The organism is Amycolatopsis sp. QT-25, from assembly GCF_029369745.1.
Classification (GTDB): Bacteria; Actinomycetota; Actinomycetes; order Mycobacteriales; family Pseudonocardiaceae; genus Amycolatopsis.
Map to the genome: position 1 here is coordinate 3,333,776 of NZ_CP120210.1, position 18,288 is coordinate 3,352,063.

General features: G+C 67.7%; 16 protein-coding genes. 10 read left to right on the forward strand and 6 right to left on the reverse strand.

Annotated elements, in window-relative coordinates; translation table 11 throughout:
* Positions 1-84 precede the first annotated feature (84 nt).
* Positions 85-1,023: a cyclase family protein gene (locus P3102_RS15510; protein ID WP_276370003.1), complete on the reverse strand. Its 939-nt coding sequence runs from the start codon at positions 1,021-1,023 to the stop codon at positions 85-87.
* Between the two features lie 448 nt (positions 1,024-1,471).
* On the opposite strand from P3102_RS15510, the gene P3102_RS15515 reads away from it, so the two are divergent.
* Positions 1,472-1,780 (forward strand): YciI family protein, encoded by a 309-nt coding sequence (locus P3102_RS15515; RefSeq protein ID WP_276371188.1) that lies wholly within the window; start codon positions 1,472-1,474, stop codon positions 1,778-1,780.
* Positions 1,777-3,009 (forward strand): RNA polymerase sigma factor, encoded by a 1,233-nt coding sequence (locus P3102_RS15520; protein ID WP_276370005.1) that lies wholly within the window; start codon positions 1,777-1,779, stop codon positions 3,007-3,009. The genes P3102_RS15515 and P3102_RS15520 overlap by 4 nt, the downstream gene beginning before the upstream one ends.
* Before the next feature lie 54 nt (positions 3,010-3,063).
* Here P3102_RS15520 and P3102_RS15525 read toward each other — a convergent pair whose 3' ends face one another.
* Positions 3,064-4,554, reverse strand: a complete 1,491-nt coding sequence (locus P3102_RS15525) for a glycosyltransferase 87 family protein (protein WP_276370006.1) — start codon at positions 4,552-4,554, stop codon at positions 3,064-3,066.
* Positions 4,555-4,675: 121 nt separating this feature from the next.
* Between P3102_RS15525 and P3102_RS15530 the strand changes: the two genes are divergently transcribed.
* The 5 genes from P3102_RS15530 to P3102_RS15550 are packed head-to-tail and all read left to right on the forward strand — an operon-like array spanning position 4,676 to position 9,305.
* The gene (locus tag P3102_RS15530) at positions 4,676-5,539 is read left to right on the forward strand and encodes a phytanoyl-CoA dioxygenase family protein (RefSeq protein ID WP_276370008.1); all 864 of its coding nucleotides are present in this window, start codon (positions 4,676-4,678) and stop codon (positions 5,537-5,539) included.
* An 11-nt stretch (positions 5,540-5,550) separates the two neighbouring features.
* Positions 5,551-6,858 carry a hypothetical protein gene (locus P3102_RS15535; protein WP_276370009.1) on the forward strand — a complete coding sequence of 436 codons (1,308 nt, stop codon included), beginning with the start codon at positions 5,551-5,553 and terminating at the stop codon, positions 6,856-6,858.
* Between the two features lie 34 nt (positions 6,859-6,892).
* Positions 6,893-7,714 carry a TIGR03084 family metal-binding protein gene (locus tag P3102_RS15540; RefSeq protein WP_276370011.1) on the forward strand — a complete coding sequence of 274 codons (822 nt, stop codon included), beginning with the start codon at positions 6,893-6,895 and terminating at the stop codon, positions 7,712-7,714.
* Positions 7,711-7,971, forward strand: coding sequence for a hypothetical protein (locus tag P3102_RS15545; protein ID WP_276370013.1), 261 nt, complete (start codon positions 7,711-7,713; stop codon positions 7,969-7,971). The genes P3102_RS15540 and P3102_RS15545 overlap by 4 nt, the downstream gene beginning before the upstream one ends.
* 56 nt (positions 7,972-8,027) lie before the next feature.
* Positions 8,028-9,305: a bifunctional glycosyltransferase family 2/GtrA family protein gene (locus P3102_RS15550; RefSeq protein WP_276371190.1), complete on the forward strand. Its 1,278-nt coding sequence runs from the start codon at positions 8,028-8,030 to the stop codon at positions 9,303-9,305.
* 204 nt (positions 9,306-9,509) lie between these two features.
* Here P3102_RS15550 and P3102_RS15555 read toward each other — a convergent pair whose 3' ends face one another.
* The 3 genes from P3102_RS15555 to P3102_RS15565 all read right to left on the reverse strand — a co-directional run bounded on the left by P3102_RS15555 (position 9,510) and on the right by P3102_RS15565 (position 12,543).
* Entirely contained in the window at positions 9,510-10,673 is a 1,164-nt protein-coding gene (locus P3102_RS15555) for an aminotransferase class I/II-fold pyridoxal phosphate-dependent enzyme (protein ID WP_276370014.1), read from the reverse strand.
* 63 nt (positions 10,674-10,736) lie between these two features.
* Positions 10,737-11,150, reverse strand: coding sequence for an SgcJ/EcaC family oxidoreductase (locus P3102_RS15560; protein ID WP_276370016.1), 414 nt, complete (start codon positions 11,148-11,150; stop codon positions 10,737-10,739).
* 97 nt (positions 11,151-11,247) lie between these two features.
* Complete coding sequence (locus tag P3102_RS15565) at positions 11,248-12,543, reverse strand: cytochrome P450 (protein ID WP_276370018.1); 1,296 nt, start codon at positions 12,541-12,543, stop codon at positions 11,248-11,250.
* A gap of 166 nt (positions 12,544-12,709) precedes the next feature.
* On the opposite strand from P3102_RS15565, the gene P3102_RS15570 reads away from it, so the two are divergent.
* A complete protein-coding gene (locus tag P3102_RS15570) occupies positions 12,710-13,858 on the forward strand; it encodes an epoxide hydrolase family protein (RefSeq protein WP_276370019.1) in 1,149 nt (382 codons plus the stop codon).
* Positions 13,859-13,910: 52 nt separating this feature from the next.
* Here P3102_RS15570 and P3102_RS15575 read toward each other — a convergent pair whose 3' ends face one another.
* Positions 13,911-15,308 carry an FAD-dependent monooxygenase gene (locus P3102_RS15575; protein WP_276370021.1) on the reverse strand — a complete coding sequence of 466 codons (1,398 nt, stop codon included), beginning with the start codon at positions 15,306-15,308 and terminating at the stop codon, positions 13,911-13,913.
* A gap of 439 nt (positions 15,309-15,747) precedes the next feature.
* Between P3102_RS15575 and P3102_RS15580 the strand changes: the two genes are divergently transcribed.
* Positions 15,748-16,596 carry a TauD/TfdA family dioxygenase gene (locus P3102_RS15580; RefSeq protein WP_276371192.1) on the forward strand — a complete coding sequence of 283 codons (849 nt, stop codon included), beginning with the start codon at positions 15,748-15,750 and terminating at the stop codon, positions 16,594-16,596.
* Between the two features lie 69 nt (positions 16,597-16,665).
* Positions 16,666-18,252 (forward strand): MFS transporter, encoded by a 1,587-nt coding sequence (locus tag P3102_RS15585; RefSeq protein WP_276370022.1) that lies wholly within the window; start codon positions 16,666-16,668, stop codon positions 18,250-18,252.
* The last annotated feature ends 36 nt before the right edge of the window (positions 18,253-18,288 follow it).

The window sequence follows — 18,288 nt, forward strand, 5'->3', positions numbered from 1 at the left end:
CCTTCATCTCGGAGTTCTGCGCCCTTCTGTTGTGTGGCAACAAGTTCGGCGTGTCGCCACTGCCACGCGGAAGCGCTCGCTGTCCTATTTGATGGCGATCGGGTTGATCGGCGACCCGATGGCGTGCGTGATCTTGAGCGGCGGAGCCGCGAAGAAGAAATCCCAGACGCCGTCGCGGTGACAGTCTTCGGCGAGTTCTTCGAAGTCGAGGATTTCCCCGAGGGACATACCCATGTCGCGGATCAGGATCAGGTGCACGGCGAGGAACGCGTCCGGTGACTCGCCCGGCAGCACCTCTATCGCCCAGTTGTCCGAACCGACGGCCGCCACCTCACGTTCGTGCAGCCAGGCGCAGCATGCCTGCCCGAGACCGGGTTCGCCTGCCATGAACGCCGCCGCATCGCCCTCGCTGAGGAATTTCCGGCGCCACCCGGTACGGATCAGAAGGATGTCGCCCGTGCCGACTTCGACGCCGCCCTGTTTCTCGCACGCCTCATCGAGGTCTTCCGGCTCGATGACGGTGCCCGCTTCCAGCCAGTCGACGCCTTTGAGCGCGGCGATGTCGAGAAGCACGCCGCGTCCGGCGATTCCTTTGGCCTGCTTCTCGATGGAGCAGTGCTCGGCGCCCTTCGTGGTGATGCTGTCGGCGGGAAAGCCGTTGTACAGCAGGCCGTCGTAGTGAACGTGGGCCAAGGCGTCCCACTGTGAGGCGCACTGCAGCGGCATGAGGACGTAGTCGTCCGCGAATCTTAAGCCACCGGGGAAGTCCTGTCCGGCGCCGGTCTCCGTCATCAGGTGCTGGGGGTTGCTCCGGAAGGCACCGTCCTGCGGGCCGCTCTTGTCGAACGGGATACCGAGGTCGAAGATCACTCCTCGGCGGATGAGGCGTCCGGCGGCCACCAGCCGCTCCGGGGTGATGAAGTTGATGGTGCCGCGTTCGTCTTCGGGGCCCCAGCGCCCCCAGTTGCGGAGCCGCTCGCCGACGACCCGGAAGTCTTCGAGTCGGGTGTGCTGTCGAGTCATTGCCGCCTCCGGCGAGGATTCAGGTACTGGTCGGTTTCCGAGGGGTGAAAGGAAAGCCGGCGTCGAAACGTGCCAGTCGCTGCAGCGCAAGGCTAAGTCATGTGCCGTTGTCGCTCAAGCAATTGTCCGTGGAACAGCTCCGCGATGAACAGGTGGGCATTTTGTGAGGAGGCCGGGGTACTGTCCGTATCGGCTGCTTCGGGCGTCCGGCCGGAAGCGCGGGAGGTCGTGAGGGGCGGCTCGCGCGAGTAGCGGGCGGCTGGCCGTGACGAATCCGCCGGGAGGGTGGCTGATGATCACTGTGGGTGACCTCGGCGAGGGGGTTGACCACCGTCGAGGTGACATTCGGCGGATCCGGCGAAATACTTGGCCGGGGATGTCCTCCCGGGCGGGTTCCGTTCGTCGTAGTGGTGAGATGTCCCCGAAGAACGGAGAGACCGTGAAGTACATGCTCCTTATCTGTGTCGGTGACGAGGTCGAGGTGCCCCCGGGCACGCCGAACATCGAGCAGTGGCTGGAGAAGGTGGGCAGCCGTCGTCTGCACGGGTCGGAGATGCGGCCGATCAGCGACGCGACGACCGTCCGGACACGCGGTGGCGACGTCCTGCTGTCCAGCGGGCCGTTCGCCGAGACCGCCGAGCACATCGCCGGCTACGACCTGATCGAGTGCGCCGACCTGGACGAAGCGACCGAGATCGCGGCCGCGCACCCCGTCGCACACTTCGGGTCGGTCGAAGTACGGCCGCTTCACGAGTGAGTTTCGAAGCTGAGATCGCCGCTGTCTTCCGCACGGAGCGGGGTCCCATCGTGGCGACCTTGATCCGGCTGACCGGTGACTGGGATCTGGCCGAGGAGTGTGTGCAGGACGCCTTCGCGCGAGCGCTCGAGCGCTGGCCGCGCGAAGGCGTCCCGCGCCGGCCGGGGGCCTGGCTCACCACGGCCGCGCGGAACAACGCGTTCGATCGGTTGCGGCGCAGGGCCAATGAAGCCACGGTGGTGCGAGAGGCGGCGATTCGTTCCTTGACCGACGAACCGATGGATTTCGACGACAGCGGTATCCGGGACGATCAGCTACGGCTGATCTTCACCTGTTGCCATCCGGCGTTGCCGCCGGAGGCCAGGGTCGCGCTCACTCTTCGTGTCATCGTCGGCCTCACCACCGCCGAGATCGCGAGCGCGTTCATGGTGAGCGAAGCGACGATGACCAAACGGCTCGTGCGCGCCAAGCAGAAGATCCGCAACGCGGGCATTCCCTACCGGGTCCCGCCCGCTCACCTGTTGCCGGAACGCACCGGCGCGGTACTCGCCGTGCTGTACCTGCTCTTCAGCGAAGGCTATGCCGCGTCGGCGGGTGCGGAACTGATCCGGCAGCAACTCTGCGCCGACGCGATCCACCTGGCCACGACCCTCACCCAGCTGATGCCCGACGAACCGGAGGCGCTCGGCCTGCTCGCGCTCATGCTGCTGCACGACGCGCGGCGAGAAGGCCGTGTGGACGACTCCGGTGAGCTGGTGCCGTTGGAACAGCAGGACCGCACTCGCTGGGACACCGGGAAGATCGACCACGGCGTCGGACTCCTCGAGACCGCCCTGCGCAGAGGAAATCCCGGGCCCTACCAGATCCAGGCGGCGATCGCGGCCTGCCATGCCACGGCCGCGGAGACCTCGGCCATCGACTGGGCGCAGATCGCGCAGCTCTACGGTCAGCTGGTGAGCATGAACCGTTCGGCGGTGGTCGAGCTGAACCGTGCCGTGGCGGTGGCCATGGCCGACGGTCCGGCCGAAGGGCTCGCGCTGGTGGACGCGCTGACGGACGCGGGCGAGCTGGACGGCTACCACCTCCTGCCCGCCACCCGCGCCGATCTGCTCCGGCGGATGGACCGGCGAGGCGAGGCCGCGGTCGCCTACCACCAGGCACTCGTGCTGGCGCCGACGGACACCGAACGGCGCTACCTCGCCAAACGGCTCAGCGAGGTCACGCTCTGACCATCGCGGTCCCGTGGTGATGGGCGGCTGACCCGCCCATCACCGGAATGCTTTTCACGGCGACCCGATCGTCCTGCTCGAAGACAGGAACCCTCGACCGTCGAAGGAGGGCTGCGGCCGCTCCAGCCGCCGCAGCCACACCGGCAGGGTCACCAACCCCAGAACGATCATCCCCAGCAAACCGCCGAGGGACGCGACCAAGTTTCCGGACGGGGTGGTCTGCAAGGCCACGTCTCCCTCCATTCGCTGCACCGGGTCGTACAACGCGAGCGCCGAATGTGCCACCACGGCGACCGCGATCGCCCTCGGCAGGAGGGTCCCGGTGCGCCAGGCGGCGAAAGTCAGCCACGCCAACGCCGGCACCAGCCAGATGGCGTGGTGCGGCCAAGTCACCGGCGAAACCAGCAAGGCCGTGAACCCCACCACCAGCATGCCCACCATGGCCTGTCCTCGCCGGGCCGCCCAGACCGCGGCCGCCAGACCCAGCAGGCCGACAGGCACCGTGACGAACGGTGCCCAGCCCGGTACGGCCGAAGTCCCGGACAGCCGGGAGAACAACCCGGACAGCGAATGATTCACCAATGCCGGGAAGTCGGAGACCAGACGCTCGGAACTGGCGAACAATCCACCGAACCAATATCGCCGGGAATCCCCGGGCAGCACCGCGAACGCGATGGCGATCGTGAGCAGCATCCCCGCCACGGCTCGCAGCGCATCCCGCCCCCGGCCGATGCAGACCAGGTAAATCACGAAAATCAACGGCGTCAGCTTGATTCCGGCCGCTACTCCGATCGCGAAGCCGCGCCATCGGTCGGGCAGTGACCGCGAGAAGTCGGTGAGGACCAGCGCCACCACCACCATGTTGATCTGCCCGAGATCGAAATTCACCAGTACCGGGTCGAGCAGAAAATAACACGGCAACATCGCCGTCACTACCAGCGTCATGCGTGCTTTCCGGTTCATCACGCCTGCCATGCCGAAGGACATCCACAGTATGGCGCCCAGCAGTACCGCGGTCGTGAAATTCCAGAGCACCTCGGCGACGGCGCGATCGAACAGGGAGAACGGCACGATGAGCAGTGCCGCGAACGTCGGATAGGCGAACTGCGAGTCCGCGACGATGCCGGCATGTGCTTTGACGTCGTACATCGAGAGACCGTTCAGCACCGCTTCCCCGGCGGCGTGGTAGACCGCGAAGTCGTTCATCCACCAGGGTCTCAGCGGTTTGATCACCGTCGCCAGCAGCACGGTCAATGCCACCGACATGGCCACTACGGCACCCACGGTGAATAGGCGATTCCGTGGCTGCTCGCGATCCTTCTCGAGATCGTGTGTGGTGACCTCGGGCTCCGGCATGACCAAACCCCCATCCACGAAAGGCGTCGCGCGAGTCACGACGCACTCGCCGCGGCGACGCTCTGAGGTCTTCACGGGAGCGGCCTCAGGTGCCGGAAACGTTAACAAGGTCGTTGTTCTCGCGTCAACAAATGGCGTTCCCGGACAGGGCACATCACAAGGTGGCACCGGCGGCGCGATGGTGCACACTAAATGGAGCGGCGGCCCGAGCCGGAAATCGGCGTGACTTATTCGCCACTGGCCGAACAATGTGTTCCGCCGCTTTCAATGGGGTGCGTCAACGCGCGACATCGGATCGAAAGGCGTATCAATGACTCACGTCGACACCGGGTTCACAGGTGCTCCGCCCGAGCCGCTGGACGCCGCGATGATCGAGCGATATCGCCGCGACGGCTTTCTGCTGCTCCCGCCGGAATACCTGACACAGACCGTTTTCGACACGATCACCGCCGCGGTGCCACGACTGCTGGCGGAGGACAGCCCCCGGCGGATCCTGGAGCGCGACGAGCTCACCGTGCGCTCCGTCTACGGGGTGCACCAGACCGATTCGGTCATGGCCGAGCTGCCGAGGCTGCCCGCGCTGCTCGGCGCCGCCCGGCAGATCCTGGACGACGACGTGTACGTCCACCAGTCGAAGATCAACCTGAAGGCGCCCTTCGCCGGTGACCAGTGGGAATGGCATCAGGACTACATCTACTGGTTGCAGAGCGACGGGTTGCGCAAGCCGGATCTGGTCAACGTCGCGATTTTCCTCGACGAGGTGACCGAGTTCAACGGGCCGCTCACCTTCGTGAAGGCCTCGCACCGGAGCGGTCTGCTCACCAGGATCGGGGCCGACGGCATGCCGCTCGGCTATGAGGACGCGCCTGCCTGGGTGGCCACGTTGACAGCCGACGAGAAGTTCCAGGTGGGCACCGCGGTCGTCGAGGAGATGGCCCGTGCCAACGGGCTCGTCAGCCCGAAGGGACCGGCCGGCTCGATGCTGTTCTTCGACCCGAACATCCTGCACGCGTCGGCTCCCAACATCTCGCCGTTCCGGCGGGCCATGTTGATGTACGTGTTCAACGGTGTCCGCAATGTCCCTCGTGGCGTGTCGGAGCCGAGGCCGTCCTTCCTGGCCGAACCGGACACGACCCCGCTTCAGCCGCTGTTCTCCGTCTCCGACTCGAAATAGGGGTGTTGGCAATGCCGGGAGTGATCGAACTCGTTATCCCGAATCAGGCCGAATACTTTCTGCGGAATCCCGCGCTGCACCTCACGGGTGAACAACGGGAAGAGGTGATCCGGTTCGGCGGCACCTACGAATGCGAGCATTCGGTGTTCTGGAGCTCGAACCCGCGGATCCTGCTTCTCCCCGCGGGCTACGACGCCGAGTGGTTCGACGATGTCCACGGCGCGCTCGGTCTGCAGCCGCCGCCGGTGGTGTCCCCGGACGCCCGGTCGGGCCTGCTCGTCCGGGATCTGCTGCAGGACGGCGCCGCGCAGGCCGTACTGCGCAAGCACCTGTCCGGATGCGTCCAGGTGAACGTGACGATGACCGGCCCGACCCCCGACATCTACCTGCTGGCCGCGATGCTGCGGGGCTGGGGGCTGACGGTCGAACTCGACGGGGTGACCGAAGAACACTACTGGAGCAGCCTGTACCTCGACTCCAAGGTGAGCTGTCTCGACCTCGCGCGGCAGCTGCCGGGAGTGCTGGTTTCGGACGGGTTGATCGTGGACAACTGGACGGAGCTGGAGGGTGCCGTGGGCGTCATGACGGCGCGCCACGGCCGGGCCATCGTCCGGAGCCTGCACGGTGTGGCGGGGAACGGAACCCTCGTCGTCAAGGGCGGCGGCTCGCTGGACACCGTGGCCAAGGACTCGTTCTTCACCTTCCCGCTCGTCGTCCAGGAGTTCATCGAGCACGCCGGGGATGTCGGCTGCCCCGCGGTCGACGTGCTGGTCGGGGAAGACGGCGTCGAGGACGTCGTGCTCTGCTCGCTGACGGTCGAGGACGGGCACCTGTTCCGCAGTGTCAACGTCGGTCAGGACGCGTTGCCCGCCGTGTGGGCCGAGCGGGTGGACCAGGTCGCTCACGACCTGGGCACGGCGGCCCGCGACCTGGGCTACCGGGGCTGGATGTGCGTGGACTGCGTCGCGGGGGCCGACGAGAAGCTGTACGTGACGGAGATCAACGCGAGGCGAAGCGGGTCCACCCACGCCGGCGGCCTGCTGCGGCTGTGGGGTGCCGAGCGGGACCTCACCCTGTCCGCGCACTTCATGGTGCCGGTCCCGGAGGGGACGACCTACCGGGAGCACATCAAGCCCGTCTTCGAGCGGTTGTGGGCGTCCGGCGTGCGTGCGTACCCGACCACCGTGCGGGGTGTCGCCTGGCCCGACCCGATCATCGCGGTGATCGCGGCCGCCCCCACCGCGGACGAGGCGGAACGCATCGTCGCCGGAATCAGGGAGGCGGTCAGCTCGCATGCCGCCCCGGGGAACGCGTCCTAGCCGCCAAGACGAACCCTCTGGAGAGGAAAGGCATGTGAACGGATCCCCTGACGTGTTCGACGCGTTGCGAGCCGAAGGCGACGCGGTGGACGGGATGGTCGCCGGGCTCGACGCGGAGCAGTGGCGGTCACCCACTCCCGCTCCCGGCTGGACGGTCGCGCACCAGATCGCCCATCTGACGGCGACCTTCCGGATGGCGGGCCTCGCGGCGTCGGCCCCCGACAGGTTCGTGGCGGTCATGTCCGAACTCGACGACGACTTCACGAAGAACGTGGCCAACGCACTCGCCGAGTACCTGGCGGAACCAGTGGACGTGCTGCTCGACCGCTGGCGGCTCGAACGCGAAAGCGCGGCGAAGGCACTCGAGGCGGTTCCGGTCGGCACACTCGTCCCGTGGCTGGTGAACCCGTTGCCCGCCCCGGTGCTGGCGAGCGCCGGGATCATGGAGTTGTTCGCCCACGGGCAGGACATCGCCGACGCGCTCGGCGTCGACCGTGAACACGATGATCTGCTGCTCGGTCACCTGACCGCGTTCGGCGCGCGGACCTGGACCTTCGGCTACCTCTCCCGCGGTTTGCCGGTACCGGACACCGAGTTCAGGTTCGAGCTGACCGGTGTGTCCGGGACGACCTGGGTGTACGGGCCGGAGAACGCGCCGCAGCGCATCTCCGGTCAGGCGCGGGACTTCTGTCTCCTGGTGACCCGACGGAGACATCGCGACGACCTCGTGCTCACCGCGAGTGGCGACGAAGCCGAGCATTGGCTGGACATCGCGCAGGCCTATCGCGGCCCGGCGGGGGAAGGGCGCGAACCGGGCCAGCACGGCCCAGGGCGTCGCCCGAACCGGAAGGCATGACGATCATCGTCTCCGGCGAGGAAGCCGGTTCAGCCGCGGCGATCTCGGCTGAGCGCTCCTCGTTCGCGGCGCTCCCGCTCGCGGTCACGGTGCCTCCCGGCGCCGTGACCGCGAGCGGGAGCGCGTGGTGCGCTTCCGATGACCGCGGTGGCTCCCGGTGCCGGGACCACGTCCGGAACATCCGGATCCGCTGCTTCCCCGGCAGCGGCGAACACACCCTTCTGGACGGTGTCGCCGTCCACGGCCCGAACCGGTGAAGCCGATGCGGGAACAAGAGAACGACACAGGCGAGACGCAAACCGGCCTCGGCTCGATGGCCGAGGCCGGTGACGCGGCAGCCGCGGTCGACTTCCGGGCCGAAGCCGGTCGCCGTCCCGTCATCGTCTCCACCGGCGGCCTGATCCTCGACGTCGCCATCCCGGTCTGCAACGAGGAAACCGACCTCGAGCCGTGCGTCCGCGGGCTGCGCGCCCACCTCGTGGAGCAGTTCCCGTACCCGTTCCGGATCACGATCGCCGACAACGGCAGTACCGACGGCACCCTGCGGATCGCCGAACGGCTGAGCCGTGAATTCGACGACGTCGAAGTCCGCCACCTCGAAGAAAAAGGAAAGGGCCGCGCGCTGCACGCCGTCTGGTCCGCTTCGGACGCTCCGGTGCTGGCCTACATGGACGTCGACCTCTCGACCGATCTGGCCGCGTTCGGGCCGCTCGTGGCGCCCTTGCTGTCCGGGCACTCCGACCTCGCCATCGGCAGCAGGCTCGCCCACGGCGCGCGGGTGGTGCGCGGACCGAAACGGGAGTTCATCTCCCGTTGCTACAACCTCCTCTTGCGCGGCACACTGGCCGCCAGGTTCAGCGACGCGCAATGCGGCTTCAAGGCCATCCGCGCCGACGTCGCCGAGCGGCTGCTCCCGCACATCCACGACACCGGCTGGTTCTTCGACACCGAATTGCTCGTGCTGGCGCAAAAGGCCCGGCTGCGGATCCACGAGGTCCCGGTCGACTGGATCGACGACCCCCACTCGTCGGTGGACATCATCGCCACCGCCACCGCCGACCTCAAAGGCATCGCACGCCTGACCAAGGCGACGCTGACCGGTCGGGTACCGATCAGCGGCCTGCGCGAACAGCTCGGCCGCGCACCCATCCAGGTCCGGGCGCCGGGCGTGGCACCGAGCCTGGTGCGGCAACTGGTGCGGTTCGCCGCCGTCGGTGTCGCCAGCACCATCGCCTACCTCGTGCTTTTCCTGCTACTGCGGACGGTCACCGGCGCCCAGCCGGCGAACCTCGTCGCACTGCTGGTGACGGCGATCGGGAACACCGCGCTCAACCGGCGCCTGACCTTCGGCATCCGCGGCCGGAAAGGCGCCGGGCGGCACCAGTTCCAAGGCCTCGTCGTGTTCGGCCTCGGGCTCGCGCTCACCAGTGGCGCGCTCGCCCTCGTGCATTCGATGTCGGCCACGGGGCTGCCGCTCGAGATCACCGCACTGGTGCTCGCGAACCTCGCGGCCACCGTCCTGCGCTTCCTGCTGCTGCGCGGCTGGGTGTTCCGCTCCCGTCGCCGACGCTCCACCGAGCGGGAGAGCTGACCCCGGCACCGTGCGCCGAGCGCACCGGGCCCGTTGCCCGCAGGGTCGTGAGTGGTGAAGACACCTCATCGAGGGCCGAGCCGACCAAGGCGTGCTCGTCCGCCGGAACCGGGAAGGGGCGGTCAACGCCAAGAAGGCGCTCGCTCCGTCTCCTGAGCGAGCGCCTTTCGTCCAGCGGGCCGGTCTTCACCTGGAGCGGACCGATCACCAGGCGACCGAGCCGATGCGGCGTACCGCCTCTTCGATCGCGTCCATTCCGGTACAAACCGTCAAGCGGACGTAGCCTTCCCCGCCAGGGCCGAACCCGGTGGCGGGGATCCCGAGTACACCGGCGTCTTCCAGCAGGCGCTTCGCGAAGCCGCTGCTGTCGAGGCCCGGCGGGTTCCGCACGAGGCAGTAGAAGGTCGCCTTGGGGCGCAGGACCTCGAAGCCGGCGGCCTCCAGACCGTCGCACAAGGTGTGCATACGGGTCCGATAGGTCTCGCGCAGTCGGCGGGGGTAGTCGGAGGTGTCGTTGAGAGCGGCGGCGGCCGCGTGCTGAACCGCGGCGAACGTGCCGGAGTCGGTGTTGGTCTTCACCATCCGCAAGGCGGACACGATCTCCGCGTTGCCGGCGGCGAACCCGACTCGCCACCCCGGCATGTTGTAGGTCTTGGACAGCGAGTGGAACTCGATCCCGCAGTCCATGGCCCCCGGCGACGCCAGGAAGGAAGGAGGCGGTTCGGTGTCGTAGTAGATCTCCGTGTAGGCCGCGTCGGAAGCCACCACAAGGTCGTGGGTGCGGGCGAAGCGCGCCAGTTCGTCGAAGAACTCACTGCTGGCGAGAGCGGCCGTCGGGTTGTTCGGGTAACACACCCAGAACAGCTTCGCGCGGGCCAGGATGTCGGGGGGAATCTCATCGAGGGCGGGCAGGAAACCGCGCTCGGGCCGCAACGGCACCCGGTACACCTCGCCACCGCAGAAGCGTGCCCAGGTTTCGTAAACCGGGTACGCCGGGTCGGGCACCAGCACCACGTCGCCGGGCTCGACGTAGGCCAAGGTCAGATGCGCCATCGCTTCCTTGTTCCCCAGCGTCACCAGGACCTCGGTGTCCGGATCCGTCGTCACCCCGAACCTCCGGTCCAGGAAGTTCTTGGCCGCTGTACGCAGATCGCTGGTGCCGGCGTACGGGGGATAGCGGTGCGACGTGGGGTCCATGACGGCCTGCTGGATGGCGGCCACCACCGGGGGCGGGGTGGGCAGGTCGCTGTCCCCGACCCCGAGCGGTACGGGCGCCACACCTGAAGATTCGGCCAGCGCTCGGGTGTCGTCGATGAAGGAGAACAGGTAGTCCTCCACCTCGAGCAACCGCTTGGCAGGGCTTGGCATCGAAGTACCTCCGGATCGCCTAGGAATTTTTCGCCGAAGCCGCTCTCCGCGCCACGGCAGGGATCAAGCCGGTGCGGGAACGTCCCGGGGGCTGTTCTGATAGGCGGCGAGCAGCCATTCCCCGCCGGTCTTCACCGCCACCCAGGTGGCCCTGATGGCGCGTTCGGGTGCGGGTTCGGTCTCGCCGGAGGCGAGCACGCCGCCCTGGGTGACCAGTACGGCCAGCGCTCCGTCGATACGCAGGTCGACCGGCTGCCCGGTGACTCGGGTGCCCTTCAGTTCGCGCGCGAACGAATTCTCCATATGGGCGCGGATCGCCTCGGTTCCCTTGCAGTAGACGCCGGGCAGGATCATCGTGCCGTCGGTGGTGAAAAGCCGGGCGAAGGCGGCTGCGTCGTGTGCCGCCCACGCCGCGACCAGCCGCTGGGGGATGCCCGTGATCGCGGCCTGGTCCGCGGCAAGATCAGTGGTCGTCATCGTTGACTCGCTTTCTCGAATCCGGAGCTGTCGCGAAACCCGGCGCGGAAGGCCGGGCGGGGAGAGGGCGCCGCCCCGTCCGGGACAGCGCCCTCGTTCACCGGGCCTCGGCAGGGGCCAGCAGCCGCACGGGCAGCGTCTTCCAGCCGTTCATGATGAACGTGCCCTGCGGTTGCAGCTCCTCCGCGTCGAGGGCCAGCGACAGGCCAGGGAACCGCTCGAACAACGCGGGCAACGCGACCTGGGCTTCGAGCCGGGCGAGCGGCGCGCCGAAGCAGAAATGCGTGCCGTAGCCGAAACTGAGGTGTTCCTTGTCCGTCCGGGTGATGTCCCATTCGGCGGCGTTCTCGCCGTGCACTTCCGGGTCACGCCCGATCGCGGCGTACCCCATCAGAATCGGATCGCCCTTGGGAATCGTCACCCCGTCGAGTTCGATGTCCTCGACGGCGAACCGCAGCGGCAACATGTTGATGGGCGATTCGGCGCGAAGCGTCTCCTCGATCACGTCGTCCCAGGACGCCCGCCCGTCCTCGATCATCGCCCGCTGGTCGGGATGGGTGAGCAGCTTGTGGACGGCGTGCGTCACCAGGTTCATCACCGTTTCCGAACCGGCGCCGAGCGCGACGAACAACGTGCCGATCAGCTCGTTGTCCGTCATGCCCTCCTCGCCGTCTTCCTCGGCGGAGGCGATCAGGTCGGTGGTGAGGTCGTCACCGGGATGCCGGCGCTTGGCTTCGAGAAGCTGCTGGAACTGTGCGGTCCAGTCACGGACGTTCGCCTCCGCCTCTTCCGGGGTGATGGAGGAGTCGGTGGTCATCTCCCCGCCGCGCAGGATGGCGGCACGGGACTCTTCGGGGATCCCGAACAGGTCGCAGATGATCGACGCGGGCAGCCGGTAGCAGAACATCCGCTTCAGGTCCACGACCTCGCCGGGCGGGACCGCGGCCAGGTCGTCCAGCAGCTTCGTCACGGTCTTCTCGATGTAGGGCTGCATGGCCCGGACCCGGCGCGGCGTGAACGCCTTGACGACCGGACGCCGCAACCGGGTGTGGTCCGCGCCGTAGGTGGTGGTCATGTTATCCATGGCCGTCCAGCTCGCCAGCGGCCAGTCAGAGCGGATCTCGCCGTTGATGTAGGCGTCCCAGTGCTGGCGGGGATTCTTGGAGACGCGCGGGTCGGTCAGCAGCTTCATGGCGAGATCGTGACCGACGACCGTCCAGGCCCGAATTCCCTGTGGAAGCTCGACCTGCGCTATCGGACCTTGTTCGCGGAGGTGCGCGCCCTCGGCGTGCACGTCCTTTCCGGTGGTGTCCAGAATGACGGGACAACGGCTTTCCATGGAAACCTCTCCAAGGGGGCGTTCGGCGATGAGGTCGAAACCGACATTACGCATTCAGTATCCTTGTGCCACCTCACGATGTGCCTCATCGAGTTCGGTTCCCCGAGTTGCTTGAGCGGTGGCGGGCGGAGGGCGTAACGTCGTTCAGCGACACATTTCCCGGAACTGAAAAGTCTCCGGTCGCGATCGATTCCGGTCGACCGAAAGGCAGGAACCCTTCGTGGATCCCTTCCGTATCGATATTCCCCGGATGGAACTCGACGATCTGCGGCGCCGGCTCGCCGCCACCCGATGGCCGTCGGGGTCCGCCGTGCAGGACTGGTCCCGCGGAGTTCCGCTCCGCTACCTCAAGGAACTCGCCGACTACTGGCGTACTGATTACGACTGGCGCGCCGCCGAAGCGCGGATCAACGCTTTCTCCCAGTACCGCACCGAAATCGACGGCGCGAACGTGCATCTGCTGCATGTGCGCTCGCCGGAGCCACACGCCATGCCGCTGATCCTCACCCACGGCTGGCCGAGTTCGGTCGTCGAGTTCCTCGACGTCATCGGGCCGCTGACGGACCCGGCGGCGTACGGCGGAGATCCGGCCGACGCCTTCGATCTGGTCATTCCCTCCATTCCGGGATACGGGTTCTCGGGACCGGACCTGGCGCCCGGCTGGGATATCCACCGGGTGGGCCGCGCCTGGGCGGAATTGATGGACAGGCTCGGTTACCGGCGTTATGGGGCGCAGGGCGGTGATTTCGGCTCGCTGATTTCGCTGGAACTCGGCCGGATCGATCCCGAGCACGTCGTCGGCGTGCATACGAGCATGCTGATCGCACTGCCATCCGGTGATCCGGAAGAAGTGGCGGGATTGAGCCCGGCCGACCAGGTGAAGCTGGATCGGCACGTTCTGTTCGAAACGGAACTCTCGGGTTATTTCAAGCTGCAGGCGACCAGGCCGCAGACGGTTTCGTACGGCTTGACGGATTCCCCGGTCGGACAGCTCGCGTGGATCATCGAGAAATTCTGGGAATGGACGGACTCGGCGGAAAGCCCGGAGGACGCCGTCAGCCGCGACACCCTGCTCACGAACGCCATGATCTACTGGCTGACCGGGACCGGCGGTTCCTCGGCCCAGCTCTACTACGAGTACCGCCGTCAGCTGACCGGCGGGCCGCCCGATCCGCCGATCACCGTGCCGGTCGGGGTGGCCGTGTTCCAGCACGACATGGTCCTGCCGATCCGGCGGCTCGCCGACCGGGACATCAAGACCATCACCCACTGGTCCGAGTTCGAGCGCGGTGGCCACTTCAGCGCGCTGGAGCAGCCTGAGGCGTACGTGGAAGACCTGCGGAAGTTCTTCCGCGGCCTCCGGAACTGACGGACGGGCGAGCGGCTGCCCGGCGACATCGTCGCCGGGCAGCCGCTCGCGGTCAGCCGGGATGGGTCGCGGCCACGCCGGACGACGGCTCGCGTTCGAGCCAGGACGTCCCGGGGGCCGGCCGCCGCACGGCGTGCCGAAGCACCCGGGCGAGCATCCGCGGCCGCATGAGCGCCTGCGGTGGGTCGAGGAGCCCGGCCACCCGCATGAAGCCTTCGGTGACCTTCGGGTCCTTCGTCGCGGCGTACTGCAGCCGGGCCATGTAGGCGTTCCCCACCTTGACCTTGACCGAGCGGTGGCCCTCGACGCCGGGGAAGTCCAGATCGCCGTTGACGGACACCTCCCAGGGCATGTCGATGATCCGACCGACCTCGGTGAAGAATTCGGCGGGCCGTGGACCGCCGCCCCGGCGCAGGTGCCGCCGGAGCGCGGCCGCCTCCATCGCGGCGACGGTCATGCCCTGCCCGTACACCGGGTTGAAGCTGCACACCGCGTCTCCCAGCACGAGCAGCCCGTCCGGGAACGCGGGCAGCCGCTCGTAACGCCGTCGCACACTGGCCGGGAAGCGGAAGGTCACCGGGTCGTTCACCGGTTTGGCGCCGATGATCGCTTCGTAGACGTCCGGAATGGGCAGGGACCGGACGAACTCGAGGAATCCCGCCTCGTCCGTGGGCGGGTGGTCACCGAGAATTCCGGTCAGGGAGAGGTTGACCAGGTCAGGACCGCTCCTGCCGAAGAACGCGCCCCTGGGGTGGGCGGGGGACGCGATCGGGTTGATGGACGGGACACCGCCGAGCATGTCGTCGGTGAGTTCGTACTGCCGGGTGGTGTAAGCGAGCCCGATCCTCACCCTGTCTTCGTCCGGCCTGCGGTAACCGAACTCCTCCAGCCAGGCGGGGGTGCGGGAACCCCGCCCGGTGGTGTCGACCACCAGGTCCGCCGTCAGTGTCTCTTCACCGGTGCCGCCGTCGCGTGCCTCGATCTTGACCCCGACGATGCGGGTGCGGTCCCGGTCGGGTACCAGTTCCCGGATGTCGTGACGCTCACGGAAGGTCACGTTGGGCAGCGCGGCGACCTGTCGCCGGACGTGCTCCTCGAGCATCGGCCGGGGCGCGAGCACGGAGATCAGCCCGGTTCGCGCCGGCTTCAGCCGTCGCGCGTTCAGGTACCAGTGCATCTCGCCCAGATCGCAGCTGGGCACCCCGGCCGCGGTCAGGCCGTCGGTGAGGCCGGGGAACAACTCCTCCAGGATCAGGTGCCCGCGCGCGTGCAGCGCGTGCGCGTGGATCGTGTGCGGGGCACCACGCCGGGGCTCGGTCACGCCGACCACCTCGTCCCGGTCGACGACCAGGACCTCGGCGTACGACTCCGCCAGCACCCGTGCCGCCAGGATCCCGGCCATGCTGCCGCCCAGCACCACGGCCCGCTTTCCGGTCTGGTTGTTGGTCATGGCTCGTCTCTCCGTCTCGTTCGGTCCTTCTGCGACGCCCGAAGGCATTGGACGTCGACGGCAAACACAGGTCGGGCTGCTCCGCCGCGGCGAAAGGCGGTCCGATTCCCTCGAACGGGCACGCGGATCGGCACGATCGAATCGCCGGGTCCTTCTCGGCGAGGATCGGGAATGGGAACAAAGGCCGGAGCGGTTCCCTCGACCATCTCATCGGACCGACCGGGGTCACGTATCACGAAGTGCCGTGTGCCGGTGCGGTTCGCCGTCCGGCGGGTGATACCTGCCGGTGGGCACTATTTGAGGTGCACCGGGTTCTCGGTCACGACGACAATCGGCGGTATGCCCAGGTCGGCGGAATGGTGGCATCGGCCGGACTTCGGCTGCCGAAATCCTGCCGGGTGACGCCCCGGCACCGGTGAATCCTGGAGGGTTCAGGCTTATGGCCGATTATCAGTCAGAACCGATCTCGTCAACCTTCGGTGCCCGGATCTCGGGGCTGGACCTCGCCGCGCCGATCGATCGGGAAACGGTGGACAGCCTGGTCGAAGACCTGATCAGGTATCGGGTACTCGTGGTTCCCGGGCAGAAGCTGGAGCATGCCGACCACATTCGCGTCAGTCGCCTGTTCGGGCCGCTCGACGTCTACCCGGTGTCGAAGTACGTGGTTCCGGAATATCCCGAGGTGCTGACCATCAGCAATATCTTCGAGAACGGCAGCCCCATCGGCCTTTATGACGGCGACGAACAGGAAGAGTGGCATACCGATTATTCCTTCAAGAAAGTGATGAGCAAGGCTTCGATGCTTTATTCGGTGATCGCGCCCGAGGTGGGCGGCGATACGCTCTTCGCTGACACGACGGCGGCCTACGACGAGCTTTCCGACGACCTCAAGGACCGCATCAAGGGATTGCGCGCCGTGCATTCCATGGCGCATCTGGTGGCCGAGGAACTGAAGACCAATCCGCACAAGAAGCCGCTGACGCCGGAAGAACTCGAGCGGACGCCCGACATCGAGCAGCCGCTGGTCCGGGCGCACCCGGTCACCGGTCGTGAATCACTGCTGCTCGGCAGCATGATCATCAGCGAGATCGTCGGGCTGGACCCGGCGGAGAGCACCGCCCTGCTGGACGAACTCCACGCCCACGCGACCGCGGACCGGTACGTCTACCGCCACCACTGGGAGGTGGGCGACCTGGTCATCTGGGACAACCAGGCCACGATGCACACCCGGACCCCGTGCGACAGCAAGCGTCACCAGCGGCTCCTGTACCGGACCACGGTGATGTAGCGCGGTCCCGGTCATGACGAGTGCGAGTCCCTCACCGGGAACCCCGGCAGGTCTGGAAAGGAACTTCTGATGGGTGCGAACGTGGCGGACACCGACGGCCCGAGCGCCGGGCGGCGGGAGTGGATCGGTCTCGTCGTCCTCGCACTGCCGACCCTGCTGCTGTCGCTGGACTTCAGCGTGATCTACCTGGCCGTTCCGGATTTGAGCGTCGACCTCGGGGCCGACAGCACCCAGCAGTTGTGGATCGCCGACATCTACGGCTTCATGATGGCCGGATTCCTGGTGACCATGGGCACCGTCGGCGACCGCATCGGGCGTCGCAAGCTGTTGCTGATCGGCGCGGCGCTGTTCGGTGTCGCGTCGATCCTCGCCGCGTTCTCCACCAGCGCCGGGATGCTGATCGCGGCCAGGGCGCTGATGGGGATCAGCGGCGCGACCTTGATGCCTTCGACGCTGGCCCTGATCAGCACGATGTTCAAGAACCCCCGGCAGATGGGGGTCGCGATCGCCGCGTGGATGGCGTGTTTCATGGGCGGCATGGCGCTGGGGCCGGTGGTCGGCGGCGCGATGCTGGACAATTTCTGGTGGGGCTCGGTGTTCCTGCTCGGCGTGCCGGTGATGGTGGTGCTCCTCGCGGTCGCTCCCGTGCTGCTGCCGGAGTCCCGTGACCCGGACGCCGGGAAACTGGACCTGGTCAGCGTGGCGCTGTCCCTGCTCGCCGTCCTCCCGATCGTGTACGGCCTCAAGGAACTCCTCAAAGCGGGCTTCGCCGTCCTCCCGGTCGCGTCGCTCTTGGCGGGCGCCGTCTTCGCGGTCGCTTTCGTGAGCAGGCAGCGGAAACTCACGGACCCGCTGATGGACCTGAGCCTGTTCCGCGACCGCGCGTTCAGCACCGCGCTGCTGGTCGGCTCGATGATCCCGGCACTGCAGGGTGGCACGTACTTCCTGATCGCCCAGCACCTGCAGGACGTCGAGGGCCTTTCGCCGATCTCGGCGGGGCTTTGGCTGGCGCCTTCGTCGGCGATCATGATCGGGACCATCCTCGTCGCCCCCGTGCTCGCCCGCCGCGTCCGGCCCGCCTACTTGTTCTGCGCCGGCCTGCTGATCGCGGCGGCGGGTTTCGTGGTGCTCACCCGGATCGACGGGCCGGGACAACTGCTGGAACTCTGGATCGGGTACGCGATCATGGCCCTCGGTGTCGGGCTCCCGGCCGGGCTGGGGACCGCGCTCGTCCTGGCGGCCGCTCCGCCGGAGAAGGCGGGTTCGGCCTCGGCCGTGTCCGAGGCGGGCAACGACCTGGGGGTGGCGATGGGGGTGGCCGTGCTCGGCAGCATCTGCACTTTCGTCTACCGGAGCCAGTTCGCCGGGCAGGTTCCGGGCGGGTTGCCGCCGTCGGCGACGGCCGCCGCGGACAACCTCGCGGCCGCGGTACCGGTGGCCGGGCGGCTGCCGTCACCGCAGGGCCCGGAGTTGCTCGCGGCCGCCCGCGCCGCGTTCACCAGCGGCCTCAACACCGTGGCGATCATCTGCGGTGCGCTTTTCGTCGCGCTCGCGGTGCTCAGTGTGGCCGCGCTCCGGCACGTCCCGGCGTCCGGTGCCGAGGTGCCGGACACCGAGCTCGCCGATACCGAAGCGGAGCGATCGTCGCGGCAGTAGCAGGTCCGGACGAACAAAGGGCCCCGGCGGGGAAAG